General features: G+C 46.8%; 24 protein-coding genes and 1 pseudogene. 10 read left to right on the plus strand and 15 right to left on the minus strand.

Translation table 11 applies throughout. The features are described from left to right. Positions 1 to 30: 30 nt before the first annotated feature. The 5 genes and pseudogenes from QUA54_RS10050 to QUA54_RS10070 form a co-directional block, all read right to left on the minus strand. Complete coding sequence (locus tag QUA54_RS10050; RefSeq protein ID WP_333414433.1) at positions 31 to 2055, minus strand: nitrate ABC transporter ATP-binding protein; 2025 nt, start codon at positions 2053 to 2055, stop codon at positions 31 to 33. Between the two features lie 176 nt (positions 2056 to 2231). After that, entirely contained in the window at positions 2232 to 3101 is an 870-nt protein-coding gene (gene ntrB / locus QUA54_RS10055) for a nitrate ABC transporter permease (protein WP_333414435.1), read from the minus strand. Between the two features lie 149 nt (positions 3102 to 3250). Further along, positions 3251 to 4567 (minus strand): CmpA/NrtA family ABC transporter substrate-binding protein, encoded by a 1317-nt coding sequence (locus QUA54_RS10060; protein WP_333414437.1) that lies wholly within the window; start codon positions 4565 to 4567, stop codon positions 3251 to 3253. Positions 4568 to 4658: 91 nt separating this feature from the next. Next, positions 4659 to 4970 carry a 2Fe-2S iron-sulfur cluster binding domain-containing protein gene (locus QUA54_RS10065; RefSeq protein ID WP_333414501.1) on the minus strand — a complete coding sequence of 104 codons (312 nt, stop codon included), beginning with the start codon at positions 4968 to 4970 and terminating at the stop codon, positions 4659 to 4661. A 39-nt stretch (positions 4971 to 5009) separates the two neighbouring features. Further along, positions 5010 to 6545: pseudogene (locus QUA54_RS10070) on the minus strand (ferredoxin--nitrite reductase); the annotation flags it as partial. 613 nt (positions 6546 to 7158) lie between these two features. On the opposite strand from QUA54_RS10070, the gene QUA54_RS10075 reads away from it, so the two are divergent. Next, complete coding sequence (locus QUA54_RS10075; protein WP_172190671.1) at positions 7159 to 7374, plus strand: hypothetical protein; 216 nt, start codon at positions 7159 to 7161, stop codon at positions 7372 to 7374. Between the two features lie 74 nt (positions 7375 to 7448). Here the strand turns inward: QUA54_RS10075 and QUA54_RS10080 are convergent, their stop codons facing one another. Continuing rightward, positions 7449 to 7727 (minus strand): hypothetical protein, encoded by a 279-nt coding sequence (locus tag QUA54_RS10080; RefSeq protein WP_333414438.1) that lies wholly within the window; start codon positions 7725 to 7727, stop codon positions 7449 to 7451. A gap of 50 nt (positions 7728 to 7777) precedes the next feature. Here QUA54_RS10080 and QUA54_RS10085 point away from each other — a divergent pair, with 50 nt between their 5' ends. Both QUA54_RS10085 and QUA54_RS10090 read left to right on the plus strand, forming a co-directional pair. After that, positions 7778 to 7918: a hypothetical protein gene (locus tag QUA54_RS10085; protein ID WP_333414440.1), complete on the plus strand. Its 141-nt coding sequence runs from the start codon at positions 7778 to 7780 to the stop codon at positions 7916 to 7918. 533 nt (positions 7919 to 8451) lie between these two features. Continuing rightward, complete coding sequence (locus tag QUA54_RS10090) at positions 8452 to 9354, plus strand: PEP-CTERM sorting domain-containing protein (protein ID WP_333414441.1); 903 nt, start codon at positions 8452 to 8454, stop codon at positions 9352 to 9354. A gap of 98 nt (positions 9355 to 9452) precedes the next feature. On the opposite strand, the gene QUA54_RS10095 is transcribed toward QUA54_RS10090, so the two are convergent. The 4 genes from QUA54_RS10095 to QUA54_RS10110 all read right to left on the minus strand — a co-directional run bounded on the left by QUA54_RS10095 (position 9453) and on the right by QUA54_RS10110 (position 14936). Then, positions 9453 to 12107, minus strand: coding sequence for a C39 family peptidase (locus tag QUA54_RS10095; protein ID WP_333414442.1), 2655 nt, complete (start codon positions 12105 to 12107; stop codon positions 9453 to 9455). 539 nt (positions 12108 to 12646) lie between these two features. Then, the gene (locus QUA54_RS10100; protein ID WP_172192900.1) at positions 12647 to 13087 is read right to left on the minus strand and encodes a peroxiredoxin; all 441 of its coding nucleotides are present in this window, start codon (positions 13085 to 13087) and stop codon (positions 12647 to 12649) included. Between the two features lie 47 nt (positions 13088 to 13134). Further along, entirely contained in the window at positions 13135 to 13362 is a 228-nt protein-coding gene (locus QUA54_RS10105; protein WP_333414443.1) for a hypothetical protein, read from the minus strand. 83 nt (positions 13363 to 13445) lie between these two features. Next, positions 13446 to 14936: a catalase gene (locus tag QUA54_RS10110; protein WP_333414445.1), complete on the minus strand. Its 1491-nt coding sequence runs from the start codon at positions 14934 to 14936 to the stop codon at positions 13446 to 13448. Between the two features lie 156 nt (positions 14937 to 15092). Between QUA54_RS10110 and QUA54_RS10115 the strand changes: the two genes are divergently transcribed. The 7 genes from QUA54_RS10115 (at position 15093) to ileS (ending at position 21136) form a co-directional block, all read left to right on the plus strand. Continuing rightward, positions 15093 to 15359, plus strand: a complete 267-nt coding sequence (locus tag QUA54_RS10115) for a hypothetical protein (RefSeq protein WP_333414447.1) — start codon at positions 15093 to 15095, stop codon at positions 15357 to 15359. 97 nt (positions 15360 to 15456) lie between these two features. Further along, positions 15457 to 15591, plus strand: coding sequence for a hypothetical protein (locus QUA54_RS10120; protein ID WP_333414449.1), 135 nt, complete (start codon positions 15457 to 15459; stop codon positions 15589 to 15591). Positions 15592 to 15743: 152 nt separating this feature from the next. After that, complete coding sequence (locus QUA54_RS10125) at positions 15744 to 16061, plus strand: DUF433 domain-containing protein (RefSeq protein WP_242723461.1); 318 nt, start codon at positions 15744 to 15746, stop codon at positions 16059 to 16061. After that, the gene (locus QUA54_RS10130; protein WP_333414451.1) at positions 16054 to 16386 is read left to right on the plus strand and encodes a DUF5615 family PIN-like protein; all 333 of its coding nucleotides are present in this window, start codon (positions 16054 to 16056) and stop codon (positions 16384 to 16386) included. Before QUA54_RS10125 ends, QUA54_RS10130 begins: the two co-directional genes overlap by 8 nt. 155 nt (positions 16387 to 16541) lie before the next feature. Beyond that, entirely contained in the window at positions 16542 to 16952 is a 411-nt protein-coding gene (locus QUA54_RS10135) for an Npun_F0494 family protein (RefSeq protein ID WP_333414453.1), read from the plus strand. A 163-nt stretch (positions 16953 to 17115) separates the two neighbouring features. Further along, the gene (locus QUA54_RS10140) at positions 17116 to 17280 is read left to right on the plus strand and encodes a hypothetical protein (protein WP_333103534.1); all 165 of its coding nucleotides are present in this window, start codon (positions 17116 to 17118) and stop codon (positions 17278 to 17280) included. A 265-nt stretch (positions 17281 to 17545) separates the two neighbouring features. Further along, positions 17546 to 21136: an isoleucine--tRNA ligase gene (gene ileS / locus QUA54_RS10145; RefSeq protein ID WP_333414455.1), complete on the plus strand. Its 3591-nt coding sequence runs from the start codon at positions 17546 to 17548 to the stop codon at positions 21134 to 21136. Positions 21137 to 21220: 84 nt separating this feature from the next. On the opposite strand, the gene QUA54_RS10150 is transcribed toward ileS, so the two are convergent. From QUA54_RS10150 to QUA54_RS10170, 5 genes are all read right to left on the minus strand, one after another. Then, positions 21221 to 21517 (minus strand): hypothetical protein, encoded by a 297-nt coding sequence (locus QUA54_RS10150; protein ID WP_333414457.1) that lies wholly within the window; start codon positions 21515 to 21517, stop codon positions 21221 to 21223. A gap of 18 nt (positions 21518 to 21535) precedes the next feature. Next, positions 21536 to 21871 (minus strand): XisI protein, encoded by a 336-nt coding sequence (locus tag QUA54_RS10155; protein WP_333414459.1) that lies wholly within the window; start codon positions 21869 to 21871, stop codon positions 21536 to 21538. Further along, complete coding sequence (locus tag QUA54_RS10160) at positions 21859 to 22275, minus strand: XisH family protein (protein WP_333201260.1); 417 nt, start codon at positions 22273 to 22275, stop codon at positions 21859 to 21861. Before QUA54_RS10160 ends, QUA54_RS10155 begins: the two co-directional genes overlap by 13 nt. 67 nt (positions 22276 to 22342) lie before the next feature. Further along, positions 22343 to 22855: a dihydrofolate reductase family protein gene (locus QUA54_RS10165; RefSeq protein ID WP_333414461.1), complete on the minus strand. Its 513-nt coding sequence runs from the start codon at positions 22853 to 22855 to the stop codon at positions 22343 to 22345. A gap of 66 nt (positions 22856 to 22921) precedes the next feature. Next, positions 22922 to 23632, minus strand: a complete 711-nt coding sequence (locus tag QUA54_RS10170; protein ID WP_333414464.1) for a DUF4926 domain-containing protein — start codon at positions 23630 to 23632, stop codon at positions 22922 to 22924. Positions 23633 to 23634 lie beyond the last annotated feature (2 nt).

A 23634-nucleotide genomic window follows, 5' to 3' on the forward strand; every position in this document is an offset into this window, starting at 1 on the left:
TGCTCCTCATTCCCTGTTCCTATTTGCTGGTTATGCTGGCAGTTTGATGGAACACTGACTGCCTATTTGTTCAATTAAGATTTCTTCAATGCGGACGCCGCGCTTGATTTTGACATTGTGGAGATAGTCGATCGGGTCGTCTAGATTAAACACAGTGCCGTCAAATAGCTCGATCGTCCGGCGATCTCTGGAAATATCCGGCAAACCCAATTCGCGCACGGCTTGACCGAAAACATCGGGCCGCAAAACTCGATCGACCACTTCCACCCAGTTTTTCGGGAACGGAATCAGTCCCCAGCGAGCCATCTGCGCCATCACCCACACCATTTCTAGGCGGTCTGGACAATTGGTTTTGTCAACGTAGAACTGGTTGAAGTTGTAGAGCATTTCAGGTTCTGCCTCCGTACCGGAGTTGTACGGGTCGATGAACCCCGGACGGATGTCTTTTGGATCGGCGCCGATGTATTGTCCTTGGCTAATCAATTCAAGGACTTCTTCGCGGTTGCGGCGGTCGTCGCAGTAGTCGCAGGCTTCCAAAAGCGCTTTGACTAGGGCGAGGTGGGTTTGAGGATATTTCTGAGCCCAATCTTCGGTAACACCGAGAACTTTTTCGATGTGTCCGGGCAGAATATCGAGGGAACGCGCCATGACAAAACCTGTACCGCTGTTGACTGCGTGGGAGTTCCAGGGGTCGCCCGAGCAGTAGCCGTCAATGTTGCCTGCTTTTAAATTCGATACCATCTGCGGAGGCGGAATGACGGTCAAGCCCACGTCGAGGTCGGGGTCGATGCCGCCGGCGGCCAGCCAGTAGCGGAACAGCAGGTTGTGCATGGAGGCCGAGTGTACCATGCCCAAGGTGTGAACTTTATCTGGAGTCTTGGCGATCGCAGCTTTGAAATCCTCTAACGTCCGAATGCCTTGTTTGTAAAGGTGTTTGCTGAAAACAATCGAATTGCCGTTGCGAGACAGGGTGAGGGCGCTGCAGACGGGCACAGGGGCTTCACCGTCCAGGCCCAACAGCATGGCGATCGGCATTCCTGCGACCATTTGCGCCGCGTCCAGCCGTCCTTCGGCGACTCCTTGGGCGATCGTTTTCCAGCTAGGTTCGCGGCTGAGAGTAACTTCTTCCAAGCCGTGGGCTTGGAAGAATCCTTTTTCTTTGGCTACTACTAAGGGGGCGCAGTCGGTGAGGGGAATAAAGCCGATGTCGAGGTTGATTTTTTCCAGGCCGTTGCGGGCGATGACAGGCGGTTGTTGTTGGGCCCGGCGCTGTTTGACCCGCTTTTGCTGGTTGAGGAAGTAAACCATTTCGTTGCGCAGCGCGTAGTAACTCGGATGGTTGACAACTTCCATGCGCTTGCGGGGGCGGGGAATGTTCACTTCGAGGATTTGCCCGATTTGCGCTTCCGGCCCGTTGGTGAGCATGACAATGCGATCGCTCAATAATAAAGCCTCGTCCACGTCGTGAGTTACCATCACGCTGGTGACTTTGCTTTCTTCGCAAATTTTCATCAACTGTTCTTGCAAACCGCCGCGAGTTAAAGCATCGAGGGCGCCGAAGGGTTCGTCTAGCAGCAGCAGTTTCGGGCGAATCGCCAGGGCGCGGGCGATCGCAACTCTTTGTTTCATCCCCCCAGAAATTTCGCCCGGGCGTTTGTCGGCGGCGTGTCCGAGTCCGACCAATTTAATGTGGTGTTCGATCACCAACTCGCGATCTTCTTGAGAGTTACCGCTGTAAATTTCATTTACTGCTAGGGCGATATTTTCGCGCACCGTCAGCCAAGGTAGCAGCGAGTAATTTTGAAACACCACCATTCTGTCCGGGCCTGGATCGCGGACTTCGCGTCCTTCTAAGATAATCCCGCCCTGACTTGCTTTGTCGAGGCCGGCGATGATATTTAGCAGCGTAGATTTGCCGCAGCCCGAGTGTCCGATTAAGGTGATGAATTCTCCCTTTTTTATTTTAAGTTCGATATTTTTAAGAGCGATGTATTGCTCTCCATTGGGCAAGTTAAATACACGGTCAACGTGGTCTACTTCAACAAATACTGACATGGCTATTTTAGGTTAGTTTGTAATTTGTAGATGCTAGTTATTAATTGGAATTTGGGCATGGGGCATTGGGCATTGGGCATGGGGCATTGGGCATATATAATTATTCCCGCTTCCTAATAACTAATCACCAATCACCAACCACTAATCACCCATTCCCCATTCCCCATTCCCCATTCCTATTTCTGTTCTTCTGGAACAACTTTGGAAGCGATGAAACCAACAATTCTGTCTAAAATCAAACCGACAATTCCTACATAAAGCACTGCTAGAATCACGGCGCTGAGTCGAGAACTGTTGTAAGCGTCCCAGATGAAAAAGCCGATGCCGACGCCGCCGACTAACATTTCCGCAGCTACGATCGCCAGCCAAGACAAACCGATGCCAATTCTTAAGCCTGTGAAGATGTAAGGAACAGAAGAGGGAAGCAGGATTTTCCAGAAGTATTTTTGGTTGGGAAGACGCAAGACGCGGGCGACGTTTCGGTAGTCTTGGGGTATTTGTTGAACGCCTACTGTCGTGTTAATTAAAATCGGCCAAATTGCTGTAATTAAGATTACGAATAATGCTGACACTTCGTTAGCTTTTACCCCCATGCCTTCAAAGGGATTGAACTGTTGAAATACAGCCAGGGCGATCGGCAGCCAAGCCAGAGGCGGGATAGTTCTGAATACTTGAAACAGCGGGTCTAAAGCATCGAACATTAGGGAGTTTGTGCCGATCAGGATTCCTAAACTGATGCCGAGAACTGCTGCTAAAGTAAAGCCGATCGCCACCCGCTGCAAGCTAGCCAAAATTTGCCAGAACAAGCCTTTGTCTGTACCGCCGTTGTCGAAGAAAGGATTGATAATCAGATTCCAGCTTTCTTGGACAGCTTTGATTGGGCCCGGCAAGGTGGACTCTGGACTGTGGCAGAGGATCTGCCAGATTATGAGCAGAACTGTAATTGCTACCAGCGGGCGAATGATTTTTCGGCGGTTTTTTTGAACCCGATCCAGAACGAAATTTACTGGATTTTTGCTTTTAGTAACAGCGAGGTTTGTTGCCATTTTTGTTTGTGCAGTATTGTGAATAATCGATTATTTGTAGATACTTTGAAGCGATCGCCGTGTCTGGGGTGGGTTGAGTTAGGAAACCCAACTCAACTCAATTTAAAAATTGGTCAATTCTCAACAGTTAACAGTTGACTGTTAACTAATTATGCTTTCTTGATTGCCAGACCATTCAGATATTCTTGTGGTTTTTCTGGGTCAAACTTCACGCCGTCAAAGAAGGTTTCAACACCGCGAGAAGTGGTAGCAGGAATTTGGGCGGCGGGAACGCCAAGTGCTGTCGCTGCTGCTTTCCAAATATCTTCGCGGTTAACTTTATCAACCGTGGCTTTGATATCTGTAGTTGCCGGCATATAACCCCAGCGAATATTTTCAGTGAGGAACCAAGCATCGTGACTCTTGTAGGGATAGGAAGCATTATCAGCCCAGAATTTCATAGCTACTGGGCTGGCAGCTTCAATGCGGCCGGTACCGTAGTCAATTTGACCTTTAGAGCGACTGATAATATCTGCTACTGGAACTTTTAACCACTTATCTTGAGAGATGATTTGGCACATCTCATCGTGATTTTCTGCCTTGTCGCACCACTGCTGGGCTTCCAGTACGGCCATTGTTATTGCTTTAGCAGCTTTGGGGTTTTTCTCAACCCAATCTCCTCTTAAAGCGAAAGCTTTTTCTGGGTGGTCTTTCCAAAGTTCTCCGGTTACTAAGGCGGTGTATCCTACCTTTTGAGTAACTAGCTGAGCATTCCAAGGTTCGCCTACGCAAAAGGCTTCCATGCTGCCAGATTTCATGTTCGCTACCATTTGGGGCGGCGGTATGGGAATCACGGAAACATCTGTATCTGGATTAATACCGCCGGCTGCTAGCCAGTAGCGCATCCACAAGTCGTGGGTGCCGCCGGGAAAAGTTATAGCAATTTTTTGATTTGCGAGGGCTGCTTTGAGAGGTTTACTGTCAGTACCTACTTTTAAATCTAGGTATTTTTTGCTGAGGGAAATTGCCTGGCCGTTAGTATTTAACCGGGCAACAATGTTCATCGGCACAGGCTGGTTGCCTTTGGTAATTGTGCCTAATGTCAATTGGTAAGGCATTGGGGATAAGATGTGGGCGCCGTCAATGCCACCTTTGTCGGAACCGAGTTCTAAGTTGTCGCGAGTAACTGGCCAAGATGCTTGTTTGGTAACTTCTACGTCTTTCATGCCGTATTTGGCAAATAGCCCTTTTTCTTGGGCGATGATTAAGGGTGCTGAGTCGGTGAGGGCGATGAATCCGAGTTTGGCTGCGGTAACTTCTGGGGCGTCGGCAGGGTTGATGTTGACTGCTGGCGCGGCGCTGGGTGATGCGCCGCTGGGAGTTGCGCTAGATGTGGGGGAACTGGAACTGCAACCGTGGGCTAGGAGGGTGCCGGCTGCTGTTGCTCCGGCGGTGATGATGAATTTTCTTCTGGAAAGGTTGCTCATTTGTCTTGAATTGTGGTTGTACTTTGAGATGGTGGAAATGTGAGATATGGGATTGATTCGCGACCTTGGCATCGCACCTCACATTGTGAGATTAGGCGTCGATCGACACTTTGCCGATCGCCCGCGCGCTGCAAGCTAAAATGAACCCTGGTTCTAAGTCTCGGGCCGCGTCGGGTTGGCTGTCGTAGACTGTTTGTCCTTCTAGGAGTTGCTGCTTGCAAGTGCCGCAGCTTCCCGACCGGCAATTGCTGTCAAGTTCGACTCCGGCCCGTTCGGCAACATCGAGAATGAACTCATCTTCGCTGCAAGGAACTTCTTTGCCCGATCGAGCGAAAATGACAGTAGATGTCTGAGGTTTGGCTGCCGGGACTGCCGTTTCGTCCCTCTCAACCGTCAGTTGCAGTTGCCGGTTGAGGGAAGCTACCTCATCTTCTTGAGATAGATTGGGAACGGCCCCGAAGTTATCGACTAAAAGTTGGTGCAGCACCGGTTTGAGGTCTTCGCAAGGGATGCCTTTTTGGACGCAAGTACCCAAATGAGCGTCTTTGCCCACTGTGCCTCCCATGTAAATGTCTACACCTTCGAGGGTTTTGCCGTTCTTGCGAACTTTTGTGCCCATCAAACCGATGTCTGCTACTTGGGGTTGACCGCAGGAATTGGGGCAACCCGTCCAGTGAATTCTGACAGGTTTGGGAACTGACAGTTCGGCTTCGAGTTCTTCAATCATTGCCACGGCGCGGCTTTTGGTTTCGATGAGGGCGAAGTTGCAAAACTTCGAGCCGGTGCAGGAAACCAAGGCTCGCGTCAGCGGTGCGGGGTCGATCGAAAAACGCTGCAACAGCGGTTCTTTTACCAGCGATTCAATCCGCGAGTCGGGAACGTTGGGAATAATGACGTTTTCTTCGACAGTGAGCCTGAGCTCGCCGCTGCCGTAAACCTCGGCGATTCTGGCCAAATCGAACAAATCCGATGCCTGCAGCCGTCCGACGGGAACGTGCAGCCCTACATAGTTGAGCCCTGATTGTTTTTGAGGGTAGATGCCGATGTGGTCGCGTTTGTCCCAGGTGATTTCATCTTTGAGGGCGGCGGCAGGCAAAGTGCGACCAAATTCTTGTTCGACTGCTGCTCGGAATTGTTCGATTCCGAGTTCGTCAATCAGCCACATCAGCCGCGATTTTTGGCGGTTTGCTCTCGGGCCTCGATCGCGAAACACAGTTAATATGGCTTTGCACAAATCTACAACGTCGCTGGGACTTGCCCAGACGTTGAGAGGAATTGCAGCTTCGCAGCGTTTGGCGGAGAAGAAACCGCCGACTAAAACGTTAAAGCCGATGTTGGCGTCTTGGTAAGCGGGTACGAAGGCGATGTCGTTGATTTCGGCGTGGACTGAGTTGTCGCGGCAGCCTGCGATCGCAATATTAAACTTTCTCGGCAAATTTGAAAACGCGGGGTTGCCTTCGCCGCTGTTCGTAATCATGTCTTGGACTTGGTTCGCCAGTTCCCGCGTATCTATCAGTTCGTCCGCGTCCAGGCCCGCGACTGGGGAACCCGTGATGTTGCGCACGTTGTCCATGCCAGACTGAATGCTGGTCATGCCCGCTTCTTTGAGGCGGCGGAAGATGTCTGGCACGTCTTCGATGCGAATTCCGCGCAATTGCAGGTTTTGTCTGGTGGTGATGTCGGCGCTGCCGTCGTCGCCGTAGCGTTGGACGATTTCTGCTAGCGTTCTGGTTTGATTGCTAGTAATGATGCCGTTGGGCAAGCGCAGCCGCATCATGAATTTGCCCGGAGTTACTGGCCGAAAGAAGATGCCGAGCCATTTGAGGCGGTGCTCGCGATCGATTTCGTCCATTGCTTCCCAGCCGATCTCGGCGAAGTGGTCGAGTTCGGCTGTTAATGCTAAGCCATCTTTTTCGGCTTTGAGTTTTTCAAACTTGTTCAGGCTGGCTTGGGCTTTGGGTTCTACTGTTTGGGTCATCGGTTTACCCTCGCTGCTGGCTTGTTGGGGAGAAGTATTGACTTGGAGCATAAAGTGTGTGTTTCCTGCTAACCTTAGTGAGTGTATTGATTTAAAACTGTATATTTAGTTACTAGATCTAATTTCTTTTAAGCATGGTTGGTCTTCTGTACATTTGAGCTTGACTGGGCGCTGGCTCGAACGTCGCAAAACTATTTATGGTTATAGTTGCTACCGATGGTTCGGTCGATCGCTGCGTTTCCATGCACCTTAGTTATGAGCTAATGTAAAGCGCACCACTGTAAACATTCGTAGCTATTTTTACAAAATATTGAGTTTTATGAATTTTTCGCATACATCTGATGCGTTTTATACATGGTTAATGGGTAAAGACACCCACGCAGCGGAAAAATCTCTTTAAATCTTTAGATTTGGGAGGGCAGAGGGGGAAATTGGAATATATAAAATCATCTTGTGACTAAGATCGCAGACTTAAAACGCAGTTCGTCACACAATTAGAGCGGTCGCTGTCACACAGTTTGCCTCAAAACATCACGTTCTCTGCTATGCCAGCGTCACTCTTTATTTTTAGAGAAGGAGAGATGATACAAGTATCGAATTCAGGGAACGTCTTATGTTTTTAGTTCAACTTATCCCCGGCGCTATTTCCGAAATGCTTGCCTCTGTTAGCGATACAGGTTGTTTGACTTTGGCCGATCGCTACGGTTTGATGGCCGCTGTTTTAGACGACTCTCTCGACGATGAATGCAGACTTTCGATCAACCGCCTGCTGCGTTCTGTTCTCAGGGGAAGAGTGAAGATAGTCAACGAACTCTCGGCGATATGTTAACAACATTTAAAAAATGGCAATGCCCAATAGTTGCGAGCAACTATTTGTGAAATTTGATTGATTTATGCAGCCCTTCAAGTGTTGAAAACACCGCCTGAGTTAGAAGGAACCCGCGATTCCTGCACCGGATGTATGGCAGAAAGTTTCTTGAGTGTTCTAAAAACGTGCGATCGCTCCTCGCCGTCTGAATTTTTTTGATTCTCCAATTCTCGCTTTGTGCGGCACTTGCAGAAAAATTGCTGATTCACAGTTTTGTTAAACGATTGAGACCCTTTTCGGTCGATCGCTGATAGTAAAATTAGTAAAATTGTGGGCGATCGGCCTTTTAGGAGTTTGAGGACTGAAGTCATCACAACAAACGTAATTATAATTATTTAACAGGGTTGGAGATGGCAGACAAGTTATGAAAATTATTAATCAAACAATCGAAATATTAACAGAATCAGGCATCGGCATCTACAACATCATATCAAACCCGATAGCATCGGAATTAATATTACCCACAGCTTTCGACAGGGCAGTGCCGTGTCCCTACCGCCATTAATTGTAGGGACACGGCACTGCCGTATCCTCTATATAATTCCGGTGCAACTGGAAACTACATCACACACCCTTCAAATTTTATTGGTAATTTATCAAAAATTAATTAAATAGATCGGCAGGAAAAAACAATAATATCTTGTAGGGGCTCGTAAAGCCTGGATCTTGAATAGCAGGCAGTTTATTGCTGCACTCAACAGCCTAAACCCGGTAGTCGGTTTATTTGCACCGATACAGGACTTATATCAAATCCGGTAACATCGGAATTAATATTACCCACAGCTTTCGACACGACAGTGCCGTGTCCTTAAAATTAATGCGGGTAGAGACTTAGGCACTCGCGGTGTCCTATACATCATGTATGAGTGCTGGCATGGGTTCGTTTTTTTAACCGATATAATTGATATAATGCGATCGCCGGACAAAATCTTTACCGAAACTTTAATAAATTCGGTCGGAATGTATGATTTGCTGAAAGTTAAAAACAGTCGATAGAACAGACAGGATGCTTTAACACTCATTCCCAGGGAGCATTTTATGAAATCCATTGCTAAAAACAGCATCCACTTGACTTACTCAGTGGGTGTTTTATGTGCAATTATCGTACTACAGCAACAAAAAGCTACAGCAGCAACGCTATCTAACGGCTGGAATTATGCGATCGATTCCTTCAGCGATGGCGTGACAGGGGATCAAATCGGCGGTGGCGCATTTGAATTTTACGGCATCGCCATCAAAGAAACCTCAGATACAGCTTTCATCGCGATTAACTCCAATCTGAGTTTAGCAGGATACGCCGACCCATTAGCTCAAAGAGGCAACATCAACTACGGCGATTTATTCTTCAATTTTTCCGGTCAAAATTTCAATACAGCTAACGCAAACGGCAGCTTGTTTGGTATCCGCTTTGCCGGAGGAAATGACTCAAGCGTAGCCACAACAGGCATTTACAGTAACGTTACTGCTAAAAACGTCACCCAAACTAACTCTGGCTTTACTAATTTAAATCAATTCAATACGGTAGCTTCATCTCAAGGCGGAACCCCATCAATGGGCGATTTAGCTGCCACAGACCCCTATTTTCAACAAACAGGTAACTGGACGGTTCTCAACTCAATTGCTACAGGTACAAAAGTAGGAGAAATCAATGTTTTAACGCCAGCAACTTTGAGCGCCCTCGGTCTTAATTTCGGTCAGTTTAATGCCGTAGGTTCTCAAACAATCGGATTCAGTTTCAATAAATCCTCAATGCCTTCGGGGAACTATATTGCTAACTTTTTTGCCGAGTGCGCTAACGATGCGATCGCCATTAAAGGCTCTTTTGAAAAAGGCTCTGCTGAACCAGTACCAGAACCTGCTACTATCTTCGGTACTTTAGCCGGATTTGGGATTCTAGGCATTGGTGCAGCGAAACGCAAAATTAAGCGCAAGATTGCCTGAGTTATGTAGGGTGCGCACGGAGTACCTTACGAATAGCTGTAATGCGCACCTTACGAATAGTCGTAGTGCTTCAAACTACTTGCAAACCGTAGAGTAGATTATCGAGAGATAAAATGCGCCCAAACATTCCCATCTGGCCCAGCAACTTGATTGACGTAGCTGTAGGGATACATCAACTTTCTCCCCTCAGTATCGCTGTAACCGGTGAGTGCATCTCCCCAAGGATCTTGCACGATATAACCCTGAGAATTGTAGCCAATTAAAGTGATAATGTGACCGGCCGCAGTAAAATCTCCCGCTAAAACTACCGGTCGCCGATTCAGCAATTCCGATCGCACATCGGCCCACGTGCGAGTCGTACTAAAACTTGTCTTAAACTCGTAAGCTTGAATCAGTGCCGAAAGTACGTTGTGATCGGTTTGAGAACCCTGACCGGCATAGTCGAAACACCACTGCAACAACTCATCCTCCAACTGTCCGCCCCACTCAGAACGAACGCCGTAGTAATAAAATACCATCGCGATCGCAGTTACGTTGCAAGTAGACCAATCAAAACGCGGATTGTCCCGCTGCGAAAAATACGGCACGTTCAATTCCACATTGTTCGGAACCGGATCGAAAATTTTATCTCCCCGCTTGAACTGAACAAAACTAGGAAAAACATAACCTGTATTGCCCAAATTAGGCAGTTCTTCAGTCAGGGAAACTTTCAGGTGAGATCCTTCCGCACCGTAGCTGTTCACGCCGTAAACTCGACCTAAAGGCAGCGTAGTTTTCTCGGTACTGCTCAGGCTAGCAGCATCTACCGGCCGTTTTTTAAAGACAGTTGCTTGCAGGATTGTCATCGTCAAAGCACCGGGGTCAAAGGGAACTTCTTTGCCGTCTTTTTTAATTTTAACGTCCTGCCAATAAATAAATCCGATATTGCCGAAACCGGGAATAGGTTCGGCGAGAGTTACTCGGAAATGCCCCAAAATGCAGGCATAACCAGTGATGGCATAGGTGCTGCCTAAAGTTATTTGAGCAACTTGATTTGCAGGCAGTTTAGATGAATCTTCTGGTTGACCTTTAATCTGAGTTGTTTGAGTTACCAACAGTTGAGCGCTGACGTTGCTATTCGGTACGTCTGCCAGGTCAAATCTTAGGATTTGAGAGCCTTTGGCAAGCTGAACGTCGGGTTCGTAAAAATAGCCAAAAGTGCCGATCGGCGAAATTGCTGAATCCACAACCACCTTGAGATGCCCGTCAATAAATCCGTACTTGCTAACTGCCAAAGTCTGGCCTGCTTTGACAAAAACTTTTTGCTGATTGTTGAGCCGGGAAGAATCAAACGGAGCTACTTTAAACAAAGTGTCAGAAACTATCTTTAAGGTCAAACCTTGTCCGACAGTCAGCGGATCGGAACTTACGGTAATGTAAATTATTTGGCTGCCAGTAACGTTGCCTTTGCTGTCAGTTGCCCGCAACCTGAGCCACCGAGCTCCAGCTACGCTAAATCCTTTAGACAAATTAACTTGCCAAGTGCTGGCCTGTTGGTTTAGCGTGACGCTTAGGGGCAATGTATCCTCAGCTATCACCTCAATTTTTGCTGCTTGTTGCCGGTCAAAAGTACCCCGAAGGACGATCGGCTGATTTACCAAAACTTCTGACGGCCCTTGATAACTTAAATTCACAGCGGGATTGAAAGATTTGCCACCGCGGCTGAATTGCACAAAATCGGGATAAATGAAACCCGTATTGCCAAATTGCGGCAAATTCTCGGTCAGCGAGACTTTAATGTGGCTTTGTTCGATCGAGAATCCGGCAATTCCGTAAATCATTCCCGCCGGCAAAGTAAATTTTTCTTGGGGTGGCAGGTTAGCGGCATTTACAGGCTGCTTTTTGATCGCAGTAGTTTTGATAACAGTCATGGTAACTGCATTTCTATCATACTCAATTCCCCTCCCGTCTCGCAAAATTTGGACGTGCTGCCAGTACACAAATCCCGAAGTTCCTAAGTTAGGAACTGCCCGAGCAAAAGCGACTCGAAAATGGTTTTCCACGCAAGCGTAGCCAAGAAGATTGAAAGTTTCTCCCGCGTTAAATTGTAATTTCTGAGTTGCTCCTAAAGTTGCAGAATCTGCGGGGGTTAACTTTAACCATGTCTTTTTGATAACCCACAGTAACTGCATTCCAGGCGGCGGGACTGGCAACTCGGCGCGATCGAATATGAGAATTTTTGCGCCTTTGGTGATGAGTACGTGTTTTTCGTATAAAAAGCCGGACTTTCCCACCGGAGAAATTGCATTATTTAGTTGAATGTTCAGGTGTCCGTCTTCTAACTCGTAGTCGCTAATTTGATAAATTTTCCCGGCTGGTATGTCCGCTTTTTGCTGCGGGTTGAGATTGCTCGCGGGCAGTGTCCCGGCTTTGAATACGGTATCTCTGAGAGTAATTAACGTGAAGAATTGAGCGGGTGACTGAGAAGCAGGATTAACTTTGATGTTAATTGTTTGTTGGCCGATAACTTTGCCTGTCTTATCAGTTGCCCTCACCTGCAGTGTGCGAGTTCCTGCGCTATCGAATCCTTTTTCTAAACTGATGTTCCAAATGCCTCTAGAGAGATTTATCCCCACATTCAGCGCATTTGAGCCTTCTGCTGCTGAAATCGCTGCCACTAGATTTTTGTCAAAACTGCCAACTAAGACAGCAGATCGATTTGCCTCAATTTCTCGCGGGCCTAAGTAACTCAAAATAATGTTGTTGGTTGTCATTATATATCCCTCTACCTACTTAGTTATTCAGCTAAAGCAAGGATAACTTCTGATTTTATCAAACACAATGACCCGAACCAGGACAAAATCGCCCCTAGATTCAGCCTACGGGCGGTTAATGCCTTTTCCAGCATAAGTTTTTAATTATTGGGGCGAGTTGCGCCACACATCTAACTTTAGACGCAGACTAAGCACATTAACCGAATATATTGCTGGTTGAGCGGATTTGTGGTGCAAGTTTTGAGGGAAGGAATTTAGTTCGAGTAGTTTGCTTCCCCCTGTACCCTTGACCCCTCACTTGCTGAGTCAATCGATTTTAGATTTTAGATTTTAGATTTTAGATTTTAGATTTTAGATTTTAGAATTGACCCCACGGATGAATGCGGGGGCTTGTATCCTGGATGCTTTCGGTCAGGACTTAGGAAAAAAACCCGGTTCCTAGGAGAATATTGCCTATAGGAACGAGGCATCTAGTAAGAAACCGGGTTTTTAGCCGTTTGGTGCATCCAGGAAGGTTAGTGCGATCGCCTAAACTTCGACTAAACTATGGTGACAAGAATATCTTGAGCGTGAGTGTCAACTTTCATGGTTTCGCCCTCATAAACTTGAATGATTTTGCCGGTACCGTCGATGACGAAAGTAACGCGCTTGGCATAATCGCCTTTCTCGACATCGTAAGCTTTGGTAATCGTGCCATCAACATCTGCTAATAGCTGGAAAGGCAAACCGTATTTCTCTGTGAACTTTTGGTGCGATTCCTCGTTGTCTCGGCTGACACCGAGAACTACTATATCTTTGCCCTTGTATTCTTCATGGGCTGCTTTGAAGCTTTGGGCTTGTCTGGTGCAGCCTGGGGTGTCATCTTTCGGGTAGAAATACAAGATTACGGTTTTACCGGCGAATTGGGACAGGGAGACTGTGTTGCCGTTAGTGTCTTTGGCGGTAAACTGAGGGGCAGCGCACCCAACTGGTAAAGTCATAGTTTTGTTTCCCTTGTTTGGTTTTTCTTGCAGTTCCTCAACTTATTTTAGTTGGTTCTGTCGCTTTGCAAGAGGCCTTTGTTAAAAATCGCGATCGCCCCCAACTCCGTGACGTTAAGCTTTACTGCATTTAACTTGCACCTAAGATGCGGGCTAAGAGTGCCTGTTACACGCATAGTTTCAATACTGAGATCTTGCACCTTTGTCAATAATCCTTTGTGGAACAGGCAAGATGCCTGTTCCACAAAGAGTTGATTTTCTTGTTGAACAGGCATCTTGCCTGTTCAAGGAGAATAGTGCAAGATGTGAGAATAGACATCTGCTAAAAAGCAGATGTCTAATTGAATGTTCGCGGGTTCTACACACCAACCGGTTGACCAGCAGCGGCCATCATCGACGGATCGATCGCAATTCCTAAACCTTCTGCGACTTGGCGGCCGTAATTCGGATCGGCGCGGAAGAAATGGCACAGTTGGCGCATCTGAATCTCCGGTTTAGCTGCACTCAAACTTTCCACAATGTTAGCGATAAGCCGCTGCTGTGCGTCGGGTTTCATCAAGCGATAGAGGTCTCCTGCTTGGGTGTAATCGTCATTGCCCTTACGGTGATCGTAGCGATCTACTTTGACATTTCCTAAGTCCCAAGCTGGGTCAGCATAGACCGAGTTTTGCTTCGGCGCGTCCTCGTGGCTGTTGGGTTCGTAGTTGGGCCCGCTACCACCGTTGTTACCCGGTGCCATTGCGCCATCCCGTTGATAGTGCATCACGGGACACTTTGGTTGATTGACGGGCAATTGCTGATAGTTTGCACCGAGACGGTAGCGTTGAGCATCTGCATAAGACATGATGCGAGATTGCAGCACTTTGTCTGGAGAGAAGCTAATACCTGGAACGACATTAGAAGGAGAAAATGCCGCCTGTTCTACCTCCGCAAAAAAGTTTTGTGGATTGCGATTGAGTTCAAGAATTCCCACGTCAATTAACGGAAACTCTGAGTGCTTCCACACTTTTGTCAAGTCAAAGGGGCTTTCGCGATACTCTGCAGCCTGGGCCTCGGTCATTACTTGAATGCAAAACCGCCACTTGGGATAATTACCTTGGTCGATCGCCTCAAACAAGTCGCGAGTCGCATGATCGGGGTCTTCGCCTTTGATCTGCGTCGCTTCTTCGGCGGTGAAATTTTCAATACCTTGCATGGTTTTGAAGTGGAATTTGCACCAAACCCGTTCTCCTCGATCGTTGATTAGGCTGAAGGTATGGCTGCCAAAACCGTCCATGTGGCGGTGGTTTTTCGGCGTACCGCGATCGGAAAACAGAATTGTCACCTGATGCAAAGCTTCTGGACTCAGCGACCAGAAATCCCACTTCGCGTCAGGATCTTTGAGATGCGTTTGGGGATGGCGCTTTTGCGTGTGGATCAAATCAGGGAATTTGAGCGGATCGCGGATGAAGAAAACAGGGGTGTTATTGCCTACTAAATCCCAGTTGCCTTCTTCGGTATAGAACTTCATCGAAAAACCTCTGGGGTCGCGTTCGGCATCCGCTGAACCTTGTTCGCCGCCTACGGTAGAGAAGCGCAGGAGAACCTGAGTTTCTTTGCCAACTTCTGAGAATAGCTGAGCTTTGGTATAGCGAGTAATGTCATGGGTGACGGTAAACGTGCCAAATGCAGCGGCTCCTTTTGCATGGACAACGCGCTCAGGAATGCGTTCCCGGTTGAAGTGAGCCAGTTTTTCCATCAGGTGAAAATCCTGCATGAGGATAGGCCCGCGTTCACCTGCTGTCAAGGAATTCTGGTTATCTGCAACCGGAATTCCGCTAGCGGTTGTCAATGTTTTGTCTTCTGTCATATTGGGTAAATTGATTGCTGCATCCTAAGTATTCTATACCTTTCTGGGACCCAGGTGTTTCTGCGGAGGTAATTCTCATATCGGCGACTGTGTGTTAAATTATTAGTGTGTTTTCAAAATTTCATGACTCAATTAAAACTAAGTTCTCAATAAAATATGATTGATTTCTACACTGTGATTGTCAGAAAAAGTGCTGATTATTGGGTTTCTCTGTGTTTGGAAAATGGATTAGTTGGACAAGGCAATACTCCAGAACAATCTATTGACAAACTCAAACAAGCCATTGAGTCATTTTCCGAAGTATATGAAGCAGAGTCTGATGTTTATCTCAGCCCTCTTTCTATTAATAAATTACACGAGTTTCTGATTTTAGAAGATGCAGAAGCCTCAGACAGTTATGAATTAAGGAAAGTTTATGCCTAAAAACATTCCATCTTGAAAACCTAAAGCATTAATTAAGATTTTAGAAGAAAACTGATGTCAGTTTTACCGAGAGGGTAAAGGAGATCATTGTTTGTATATGCGTGAAATTGAAGGCAGAAAAAGGATTGTTCCAATTGATATGGGTGCTGGGGAAATGTCACCGGCTTATGTGTTGCGGAGTTTCAGGCAATTTGGGTTTACAGATCCCGAAATTGAGGAGATGATTAGTTAAGTCCGCATTAATATGCTCCTTGGTTGGCTGTTGCAACATTGGGAGTAGTCGTCTTGGCAACTCAGAAAAACGATCGCCTAAAATGGCTTTTACAGCCAAACTCGTCTAACCTGTCCTAAAATAGAAGAGACATCCTATATTAATTCCCTACCATGTCGATCGCCGTCATTAAAGAACATATCGAAATCACTCCAGGAATCTGTGGGGGAAAACCTCGTATCGCCGGACATCGCATCCGAGTTCAGGATATAGTTGTTTGGCACGAACAAATGGGAATGTCACCAGACGAAATTCTGTATCACTATCCCAGTATTACTTTATCTGACATCTATGCAGCTTTAGCCTATTATCACGATCGTCGAGATGAAATTCGCTCTGCAATTGAAGCAGATGCAGAATTTGCCAGCCAATTGAAAGCTCAAACCCCATCGCTATTGCAACAAAAATTAAAAAATCGTCAGCATGGCTAAGATAAAATTTCATCTTGACGAAAATATAACTCTTGCCATAGGAAATGGATTGCGAAGACGGGGAATTGATGTCACCACAACTCCAGAACAAGGAATGATCGGGCAATCCGACGAACAACAATTAGCATTTTCCCTGTCTCAAGAGCGAGTGATTTTTACCCAAGATACGGATTTTTTAAGACTGCATCAGGCAGGTTTGTCTCACGCGGGTATTGTTTACTGTCCGCAAACCAGTAAATCGATTGGGGAAATTTTGCAAGGATTAGTATTAATTTGGGAGGTACTAAATGCTGAAGAAATCAACGGTCGTTTGGAGTATTTGTAAAAATAGGCGATCGGCACTTGCCACCTGAGTATTAATCTTACCTAAGTTTCGGATCTTTTGACCCGCTGTCATATTTGGGTAGATGTTTCAAAACTCGACTTAGACTCTAAATCTGTAACAATTAAAAATATAGTACCTAGTCAAAAGTTCTCGCAATGACTTTTATCCCATCCGAAGCGTTTAAATCTATTAGTTATCCCAGTCGCACTGTCAAAAGAGCCGATCGCGCCGTCCGCTGTTCCCCTTTTCAATTACACTTCTTCCAGACCATCCGCGATAACAGTGTTTTCCTAAGTGCGATCGCCTCAAATTCCGGTGTCGAAAGCGGCTACACCCGATCGCCCGTATCCGAACTCGTAGCCGAAAACTCCCTGCTGTGGCTGATTCAAGTCGGCGTGTTGCGGCGGGAAGTAGACGGACAAGGGATTACCGACAGTTTTCGCCTCACGCCCCTGGGCCGCCAACTCGTGGAAAAATGGGAACAGCAAGGACAGGGAGTGCCGGCCGCGTCATTGTGCGATCGCATGGGAAATGCCGTTAGCCGCGGGTTGGGACTATTTCTCTGAGGGCTTTTCATTTGCCCTAGTCCGACAGTCCGACAGGGAATGAATTCCCTGTCTCATAGCAAAAGTCGGTTTTAACCGACTGCAAGTCTCAATTTAACTAGATGTTGAGTTTCGCATTGCACGGTAATCAACCTCCTCAGTCCTCTTGCAGAGGACTTGCGCTATGAGACAGGGATTTCAATCCCTGTCGGACTCGCCGTCAAACGAGTTAGACCGCGATCGCACCATAGCAGTTTTTGAAGAACCGGGCGATCGCATCCCCGTTCCAACCTTTGCCGAATCCTTCAATCTCACCGTCGGTGAAATGTTCAGTTGGCTGACTCAGTAGCGCCACCTCGATTTATGAATGATTTAACCGCAGAGGGCGCAGAGGGCGCGGAGGAGGGAGAAGAGAGCTCACCCTACGGATTTGCTTCGATCTAATGTGCGGTCGATCGCTTATAATAGAATATCTGGCTGTCAGCTCTTCAAGGACGAGAGAGGACTTGCGTTCCTCACTACAAACTTAATTATGATTATTTAACCGGACTTGATATCATCTCTCAAATAACCGCGAACTACTAACAACTAACTACATAAAAAGTTTGTCAAAAATGGAAGCTAAATCTTACAAAGACACGGTAAACCTGCCCAAAACCAAGTTTGATATGCGCGCCAACGCCACCAAGCGCGAACCAGAATTGCAACAATTTTGGACTGATCGAGAAATCTACGATCGCCTCTCGGAAAATAACCCAGGCGACTTGTTCATCCTGCACGACGGGCCCCCCTACGCCAACGGACAACTCCACATCGGCCACGCCCTCAACAAAATCCTCAAAGACTTTATCAACCGCTACCAAATGCTGCGCGGCAAAAAAGTCCGCTACGTGCCCGGTTGGGATTGTCACGGATTGCCGATCGAACTTAAAGTATTGCAGAACATGAAATCGGAGGAGCGGCTAAATCTTACCCCGATCGAACTCCGCCGAAAAGCCTCCGCCTTCGCGCAGCAAACAATGGAACAGCAGCGCGAATCCTTCCAGCGCTACGGCGTCTGGGGCGACTGGAAACACCCGTATTTAACTCTGAAACCCGAATACGAAGCCGCCCAAATCGGCGTTTTCGGTCAAATGGTGCTCAAAGGCTACATCTACCGCGGCTTCAAACCCGTTCACTGGAGTCCGAGCTCGAAAACAGCCCTCGCCGAAGCCGAACTCGAATATCCCGAAGGCCACACGTCGCGCAGCATCTACGTCGGCTTCCACGTGAAAAAATTGTCAAAATCTTTGCAACAGAAGCTCAAGCGCTATATGCCGAGCCTCTGGGCGGCGATTTGGACGACTACCCCCTGGACAATTCCGGCCAACTTGGCGATCGCAGTCAATCCCGAACTAACTTATGCGGTGGTGGAACCGCCGGCAAATTCCCACATCGCACAACAATTTATGTTAGTAGCTGTCGATGCGGTCGATCGGCTGTCGGCAACTTTTAACACTCAATTAAAAATACTCGCCACCTTCAAAGGCAAAGAATTAGAAGGTTGCAGCTACAAACACCCGCTGTTCGATCGCGAAAGTCCGATCGTTGCCGGCGGCGACTACATTACCGCTGATTCCGGGACGGGATTGGTGCACACTGCACCGGGCCACGGACAAGAAGACTTTATCGTCGGAAAACGCTGCGGTTTGCCAGTTTTAACACCCGTAGACGAGAACGGAAATTTCACCGCAGAAGCCGGACAGTTCGCAGGTTTAAATGTCCTCGGAAACGGCAATGCCGCAGTCATTGATGCCCTTGCCGAAGCAAATTGTTTGATTAAAGAGGAAAGTTACGCTCACTCTTATCCTTACGATTGGCGCACGAAAAAGCCGACTATTTTTCGGGCGACGGAACAGTGGTTTGCCTCCGTTGAAGGGTTCCGAGATGAAGCCTTAAAAGCGATCGCCGGTGTGAATTGGATTCCCGCCCAAGGGGAAAATAGAATCACGGCAATGGTAAGCGATCGATCGGATTGGTGTATTTCTCGCCAGCGGACTTGGGGCGTTCCCATTCCCGTATTCTACGACGAAGAAACCAACGAACCGCTGTTAAATGAAGAAACGATCGCCCACGTGCAAGCCATCTTTGCAGAGAAAGGTTCCGATGCTTGGTGGGAATTGTCGATCGATGAATTGCTGCCGGAATCTTACCGCAATAACGGCCGCACTTACCGCAAGGGAACCGACACGATGGATGTGTGGTTTGACTCCGGTTCTTCTTGGGCCGCAGTTGCCAAAGGTCGATCGGAATTGAAATATCCAGCCGATATGTATTTGGAAGGTTCAGACCAACACCGCGGCTGGTTTCAATCCAGCTTGCTGACCAGTGTAGCAACTAACGGCGTTGCTCCTTACAAAACCGTTTTGACTCACGGTTTTGTGCTGGATGAAAAAGGCCGCAAGATGAGCAAATCTGAAGGAAATGTCGTCGATCCGGCAGTCGTAATTAAGGAATATGGAGCCGATGTTTTGCGGTTGTGGGTGTCTTCGGTAGACTACTCGGCAGATGTGCCTTTGGGCAAAAACATTCTCAAACAGCAGTCGGATGTTTACCGCAAAATACGCAATACAGCTAAGTTTTTGCTGGGCAATTTGCACGACTTCGATCCGGCCAAAGATGCCGTTGCTTACGAAGAATTGCCGGAACTCGACCGCTATATGCTGCACAGAATGGGCGAAGTATTTGCGGAAGTCCAAGATGCTTTTGAAAGCTTCCAATTTTCCCGATTTTTCCAAACAGTGCAGAATTTCTGCACGGTGGATTTGTCGAATTTTTACTTGGATATTGCCAAAGACAGGCTTTACATCAGCGCGACAGATACCCTTCGCCGTCGCAGTTGTCAGACGGTGATTGCAATTGCTGTGGAGAATTTAGCAAGGGCGATCGCACCTGTTTTGTGTCACATGGCTGAGGATATTTGGCAGTACCTTCCCTATCCGACTCCTTACAAGTCAGTATTTGAAGCCGGCTGGGTGCAAATTGATGCAAAATGGCACAATCCAGAATTGGCTACTCGCTGGCAGTATTTGCGACAAGTGCGCGGCGAAGTTAACAAGGTTTTGGAAAAAGCCCGGATTGAAAAGGCGATCGGTTCTTCTTTGGAAGCTAAGGTTTTGGTGTACGTTCCCGATGTTGAGAAAAGGCAGCAATTGCAAGCTTTGAATCCCAGCAGCGAAGAATTGGTGAATTATGTGCGATCGCAAAATTCAGTCATCGAGTTAGCCGCAGAGGAGAAAGCAAAAGCAGCACAAGATAAACAGGAAGAACAAGCGGCAAAAGTTGCTAAAGTCTTGACAGAAAACACAGTTTATGTTGAGGCGGAAACGATCGCAGAAAAGAGCGATCGATCTTCTGCGATCGTACAGTATTCTGCCCCTGAACCGTCGGCTTTAGATTGGCAGCAAATCTTAGATCGAAGCGTCCAGTTTGTGGCGGATCTGCCAGAATACGCGGGCAACTTTTTTACAGAATACCAAAAAGTTTTGGTAACACTTGGGCTGTTAGCCTCTGTGTTGATAACTGGCAGAGTAACGCTGGCGATTTTGGATACGATGAATCAGATTCCGGTATTGGGAAGCCTATTGGAAATCATCGGCATCTTATTTACAATCTGGTTTGCTTTCCGTCACTTGTTGTTTGCCGCCAACCGTCAAGAAATTGCCGAACAAATTGATTCGCTGACAGCAGATGTGGTAGGGCGGACAACAGCGCTTGTACTTGCAGAAACAAAGGCAATGGTACTCGCACCGGCATTGGATACAGCGCTTGTGCTTGTAGAAACACAGGCGATCGCACAAACAGCCCCAGCCGAAAAAGTGTTTGTAGAAACACCTGAAATCCCGACAGCAGAATTAGTTGCGATCGAGCCCAAACCAGAAATTCCTGCTGAAATAGCTGTAACCCAGCATTCTACAATGACCGGCAAGGGTGTAGACGAACTGCGGTATTTGTTCATTACTTCGGAAGTGGAACTGGTAGAATCGAATGCAATTCTGCAAGAATTGCCGTACAGTTATCAGTCTCCAGAGTTGGCGATTGGTGTAGTGAAAGCAGACGGGGAAAAGTGCGATCGTTGCTGGAACTACTCTACTCACGTCGGAGAGTCGATCGAACATCCGCTAATTTGCGAACGCTGCGTGTCCGCAGTAGACGGCAAATTCTAGCCGTAGGCTGCGCTTCGGGAAAAATTCTTGAGTTTGTGGTTGCAACATTCAGCCCGAAGCGCACCTTACAATAACTTCATTTACTTATTTCTGATTAAAAAAACGGCAGACGATTTCACCAGGGTTGTTTTGTCCAAACGCCAAAACAGTTCCATTTTTCTTAACTGTAGTGCGATCGCGGCAATTGTAGACTTCTAGAGGCTGTTTCACTCCGTCAACACTCAGAATTACCCTGTATTCCCAATAATTTTTTGCACTGCGTTTGATATCGACAATGCAAATCTCGCTTCCTTGATAATTGCGGCATACAGAGGCCTCAGCAGGAAGCGCGACCCAGAAAAAAAATATTAATAACAAAAAGTAGCAAACACATTTCATCATCTGCGATCGCCTTTTCCTTTACGCTACTCCGAACCCAGTATGCGGACGCTTGTAAGGTGGATGCAACCCCAACACAATATCATCCTCAGACACTCCCATCTCCACAAATTCCCGTGCAATATCCACTTCTGTCATATTGCGCTGAATCCAAATTTTGCTATCCTTGATATCCAAATGAATGAAACAGTTGTATATCCGCTTTAGTCCCTCCCAGCCAACATCTAGTAACTGATAGTGGTCATGTTCCCCATCAAAAACAAGCTGGCATTCAACGTCTGGATTAGGCTTTTCTCTCGTTGCTTGTTGAGTTAGCAATTTGCGGATACACTGGCGGTAATGCTCTACTCTTTCCATTCCACAATTACCTCCTTTTGCGGATCGTAAACGACGAGTTTAAGTTGATACACATTGACCGCTTCTTGTATAAATGGCTCTTGAAAAAACGAGTCAAAAGTATCAAAGGGTACTGCTAGATACAGTGTTCTGTCCGGTTCTTTGATTTGTAAGGCAAGCCGATAATTCAAAAATTGACCCAAGGCGAGATGAAAGTCAGTAATTGCAGAGTTGTTGAGAAAGCTTTTAATTTCAACAGCAATTTTTTGCCCTAATTTTTCCGCCGCCAAAATCTTCTCTGCGGCTAAATCAATCTCAAACTTAACACCCTGAATTTTGACGATCAGCGGATCTGCGGTGATTTCCCACTCCTCCTTCTGAAGCGCTTTTTTTACAGCATCGTGAAATAAATCTCTAGCAGCCATTTCTCCCTCATACAGCTTCTATATCTATCTTATAGCAGCCAAAGCGCGCAAGCTGCCGCGATCGCCCTCAAGTGGCGACATCGTAAGATAGCTGAACCATACCAGAACTGTATGTCTGACATCCAGTTAACTGCAAAGCTTTAGTATTTATGGGATTAGTAAATAAAGGAATTCCCTCGCCTAAAATAATCGGGTGCACCGAGAGAATTACTTCGTTGACAAAGTTTTGATTGAGGAAATCGCGAATCAGCAGAGAACCTCCCACCAACCAAATATTCTTGCCCTCAAGCAAGCGCAAATCATTGACAAAACTCTCTAATTTTTTTACCACTTCGACATCAGAAGTTGCTTGTAAATCTAGATTTTTCGTAAAAACATAACTCTTTTTTTCCTTGTACGGATACTCGCCAAAAGTTAGAACTTGTTCGTAAGTTTTCCGACCCATGAGAACCGTATCGATGCTATCTAAGAATTTAGTATAACCGTAATTTTGGTCTGTAAACAGCCAGTCAATATCGCCGTTCGATCGCGCGATATAACCGTCCAGACTAGATGCAATGTATAGTACAATCTTTCGCATGGCAACACCGAGGTTTTTGGGGCTATTGGGGCGAATATAGCCCCAGTCACCTTAATTTTAAATGATTTAGCGTCCTGACGGTAACTTGAGTTCGATACCCAGTTTGTTGCTGACATCGATCGCCTTATCAGCAAAATCAGTCATGCCTGCGATCGGAATTGCGATCGCAGTTACCGCCGCTACAATAGCTGTTAACCTTTTATTTAATTTAGTTTTATTCCATTGGCTTTCCGGTTTCTTAATTTCCGCTTCGACATCTTCAAGATCAATAATTATCCCCTCGCGGATGTCTTCGGGAAACTGCTCGGCGGTTTCACGCATCGAAGAAATCAGTTTCAGGATTTCTGCCGTATTGGCGTTATTGTTTTGGTTAAATTGGCTATTACTAACTTGGGCGTTGTCGCGGCCGATAACACCGGAAACCTTAGCGTTTTCTAGGTTGTTGGCTTGCGAATTATCAACTTTATCGCCTCCAACTTTATCACCTCCAACTTTATCACCGCCAACATTATCGCCTTGACCGTATTGATGAATAGTATTAGACATGGGGGTATTTTCTGCTGTAGACTTATATTTTAGTTGTAACAGTTGACTGCTGTGTAGTGACAACATCGCATAAGTTTGCCCATCGTCGTCGCTGAATTCGACTTCGTAAACTTCTGGAGCTAAAACCTCGACGATCGTACCCACTTGACCTGCGAGTAAATTAGCATCGGGTAAATCTTCTTTGATGGCAACAACATCGAGTAATTGTAACTTGACGATCGCCTTTACCATAA

The organism is Microcoleus sp. MOSTC5 (assembly GCF_036701825.1).
Taxonomy (GTDB): Bacteria; Cyanobacteriota; Cyanobacteriia; order Cyanobacteriales; family Microcoleaceae; genus Microcoleus; species Microcoleus asticus.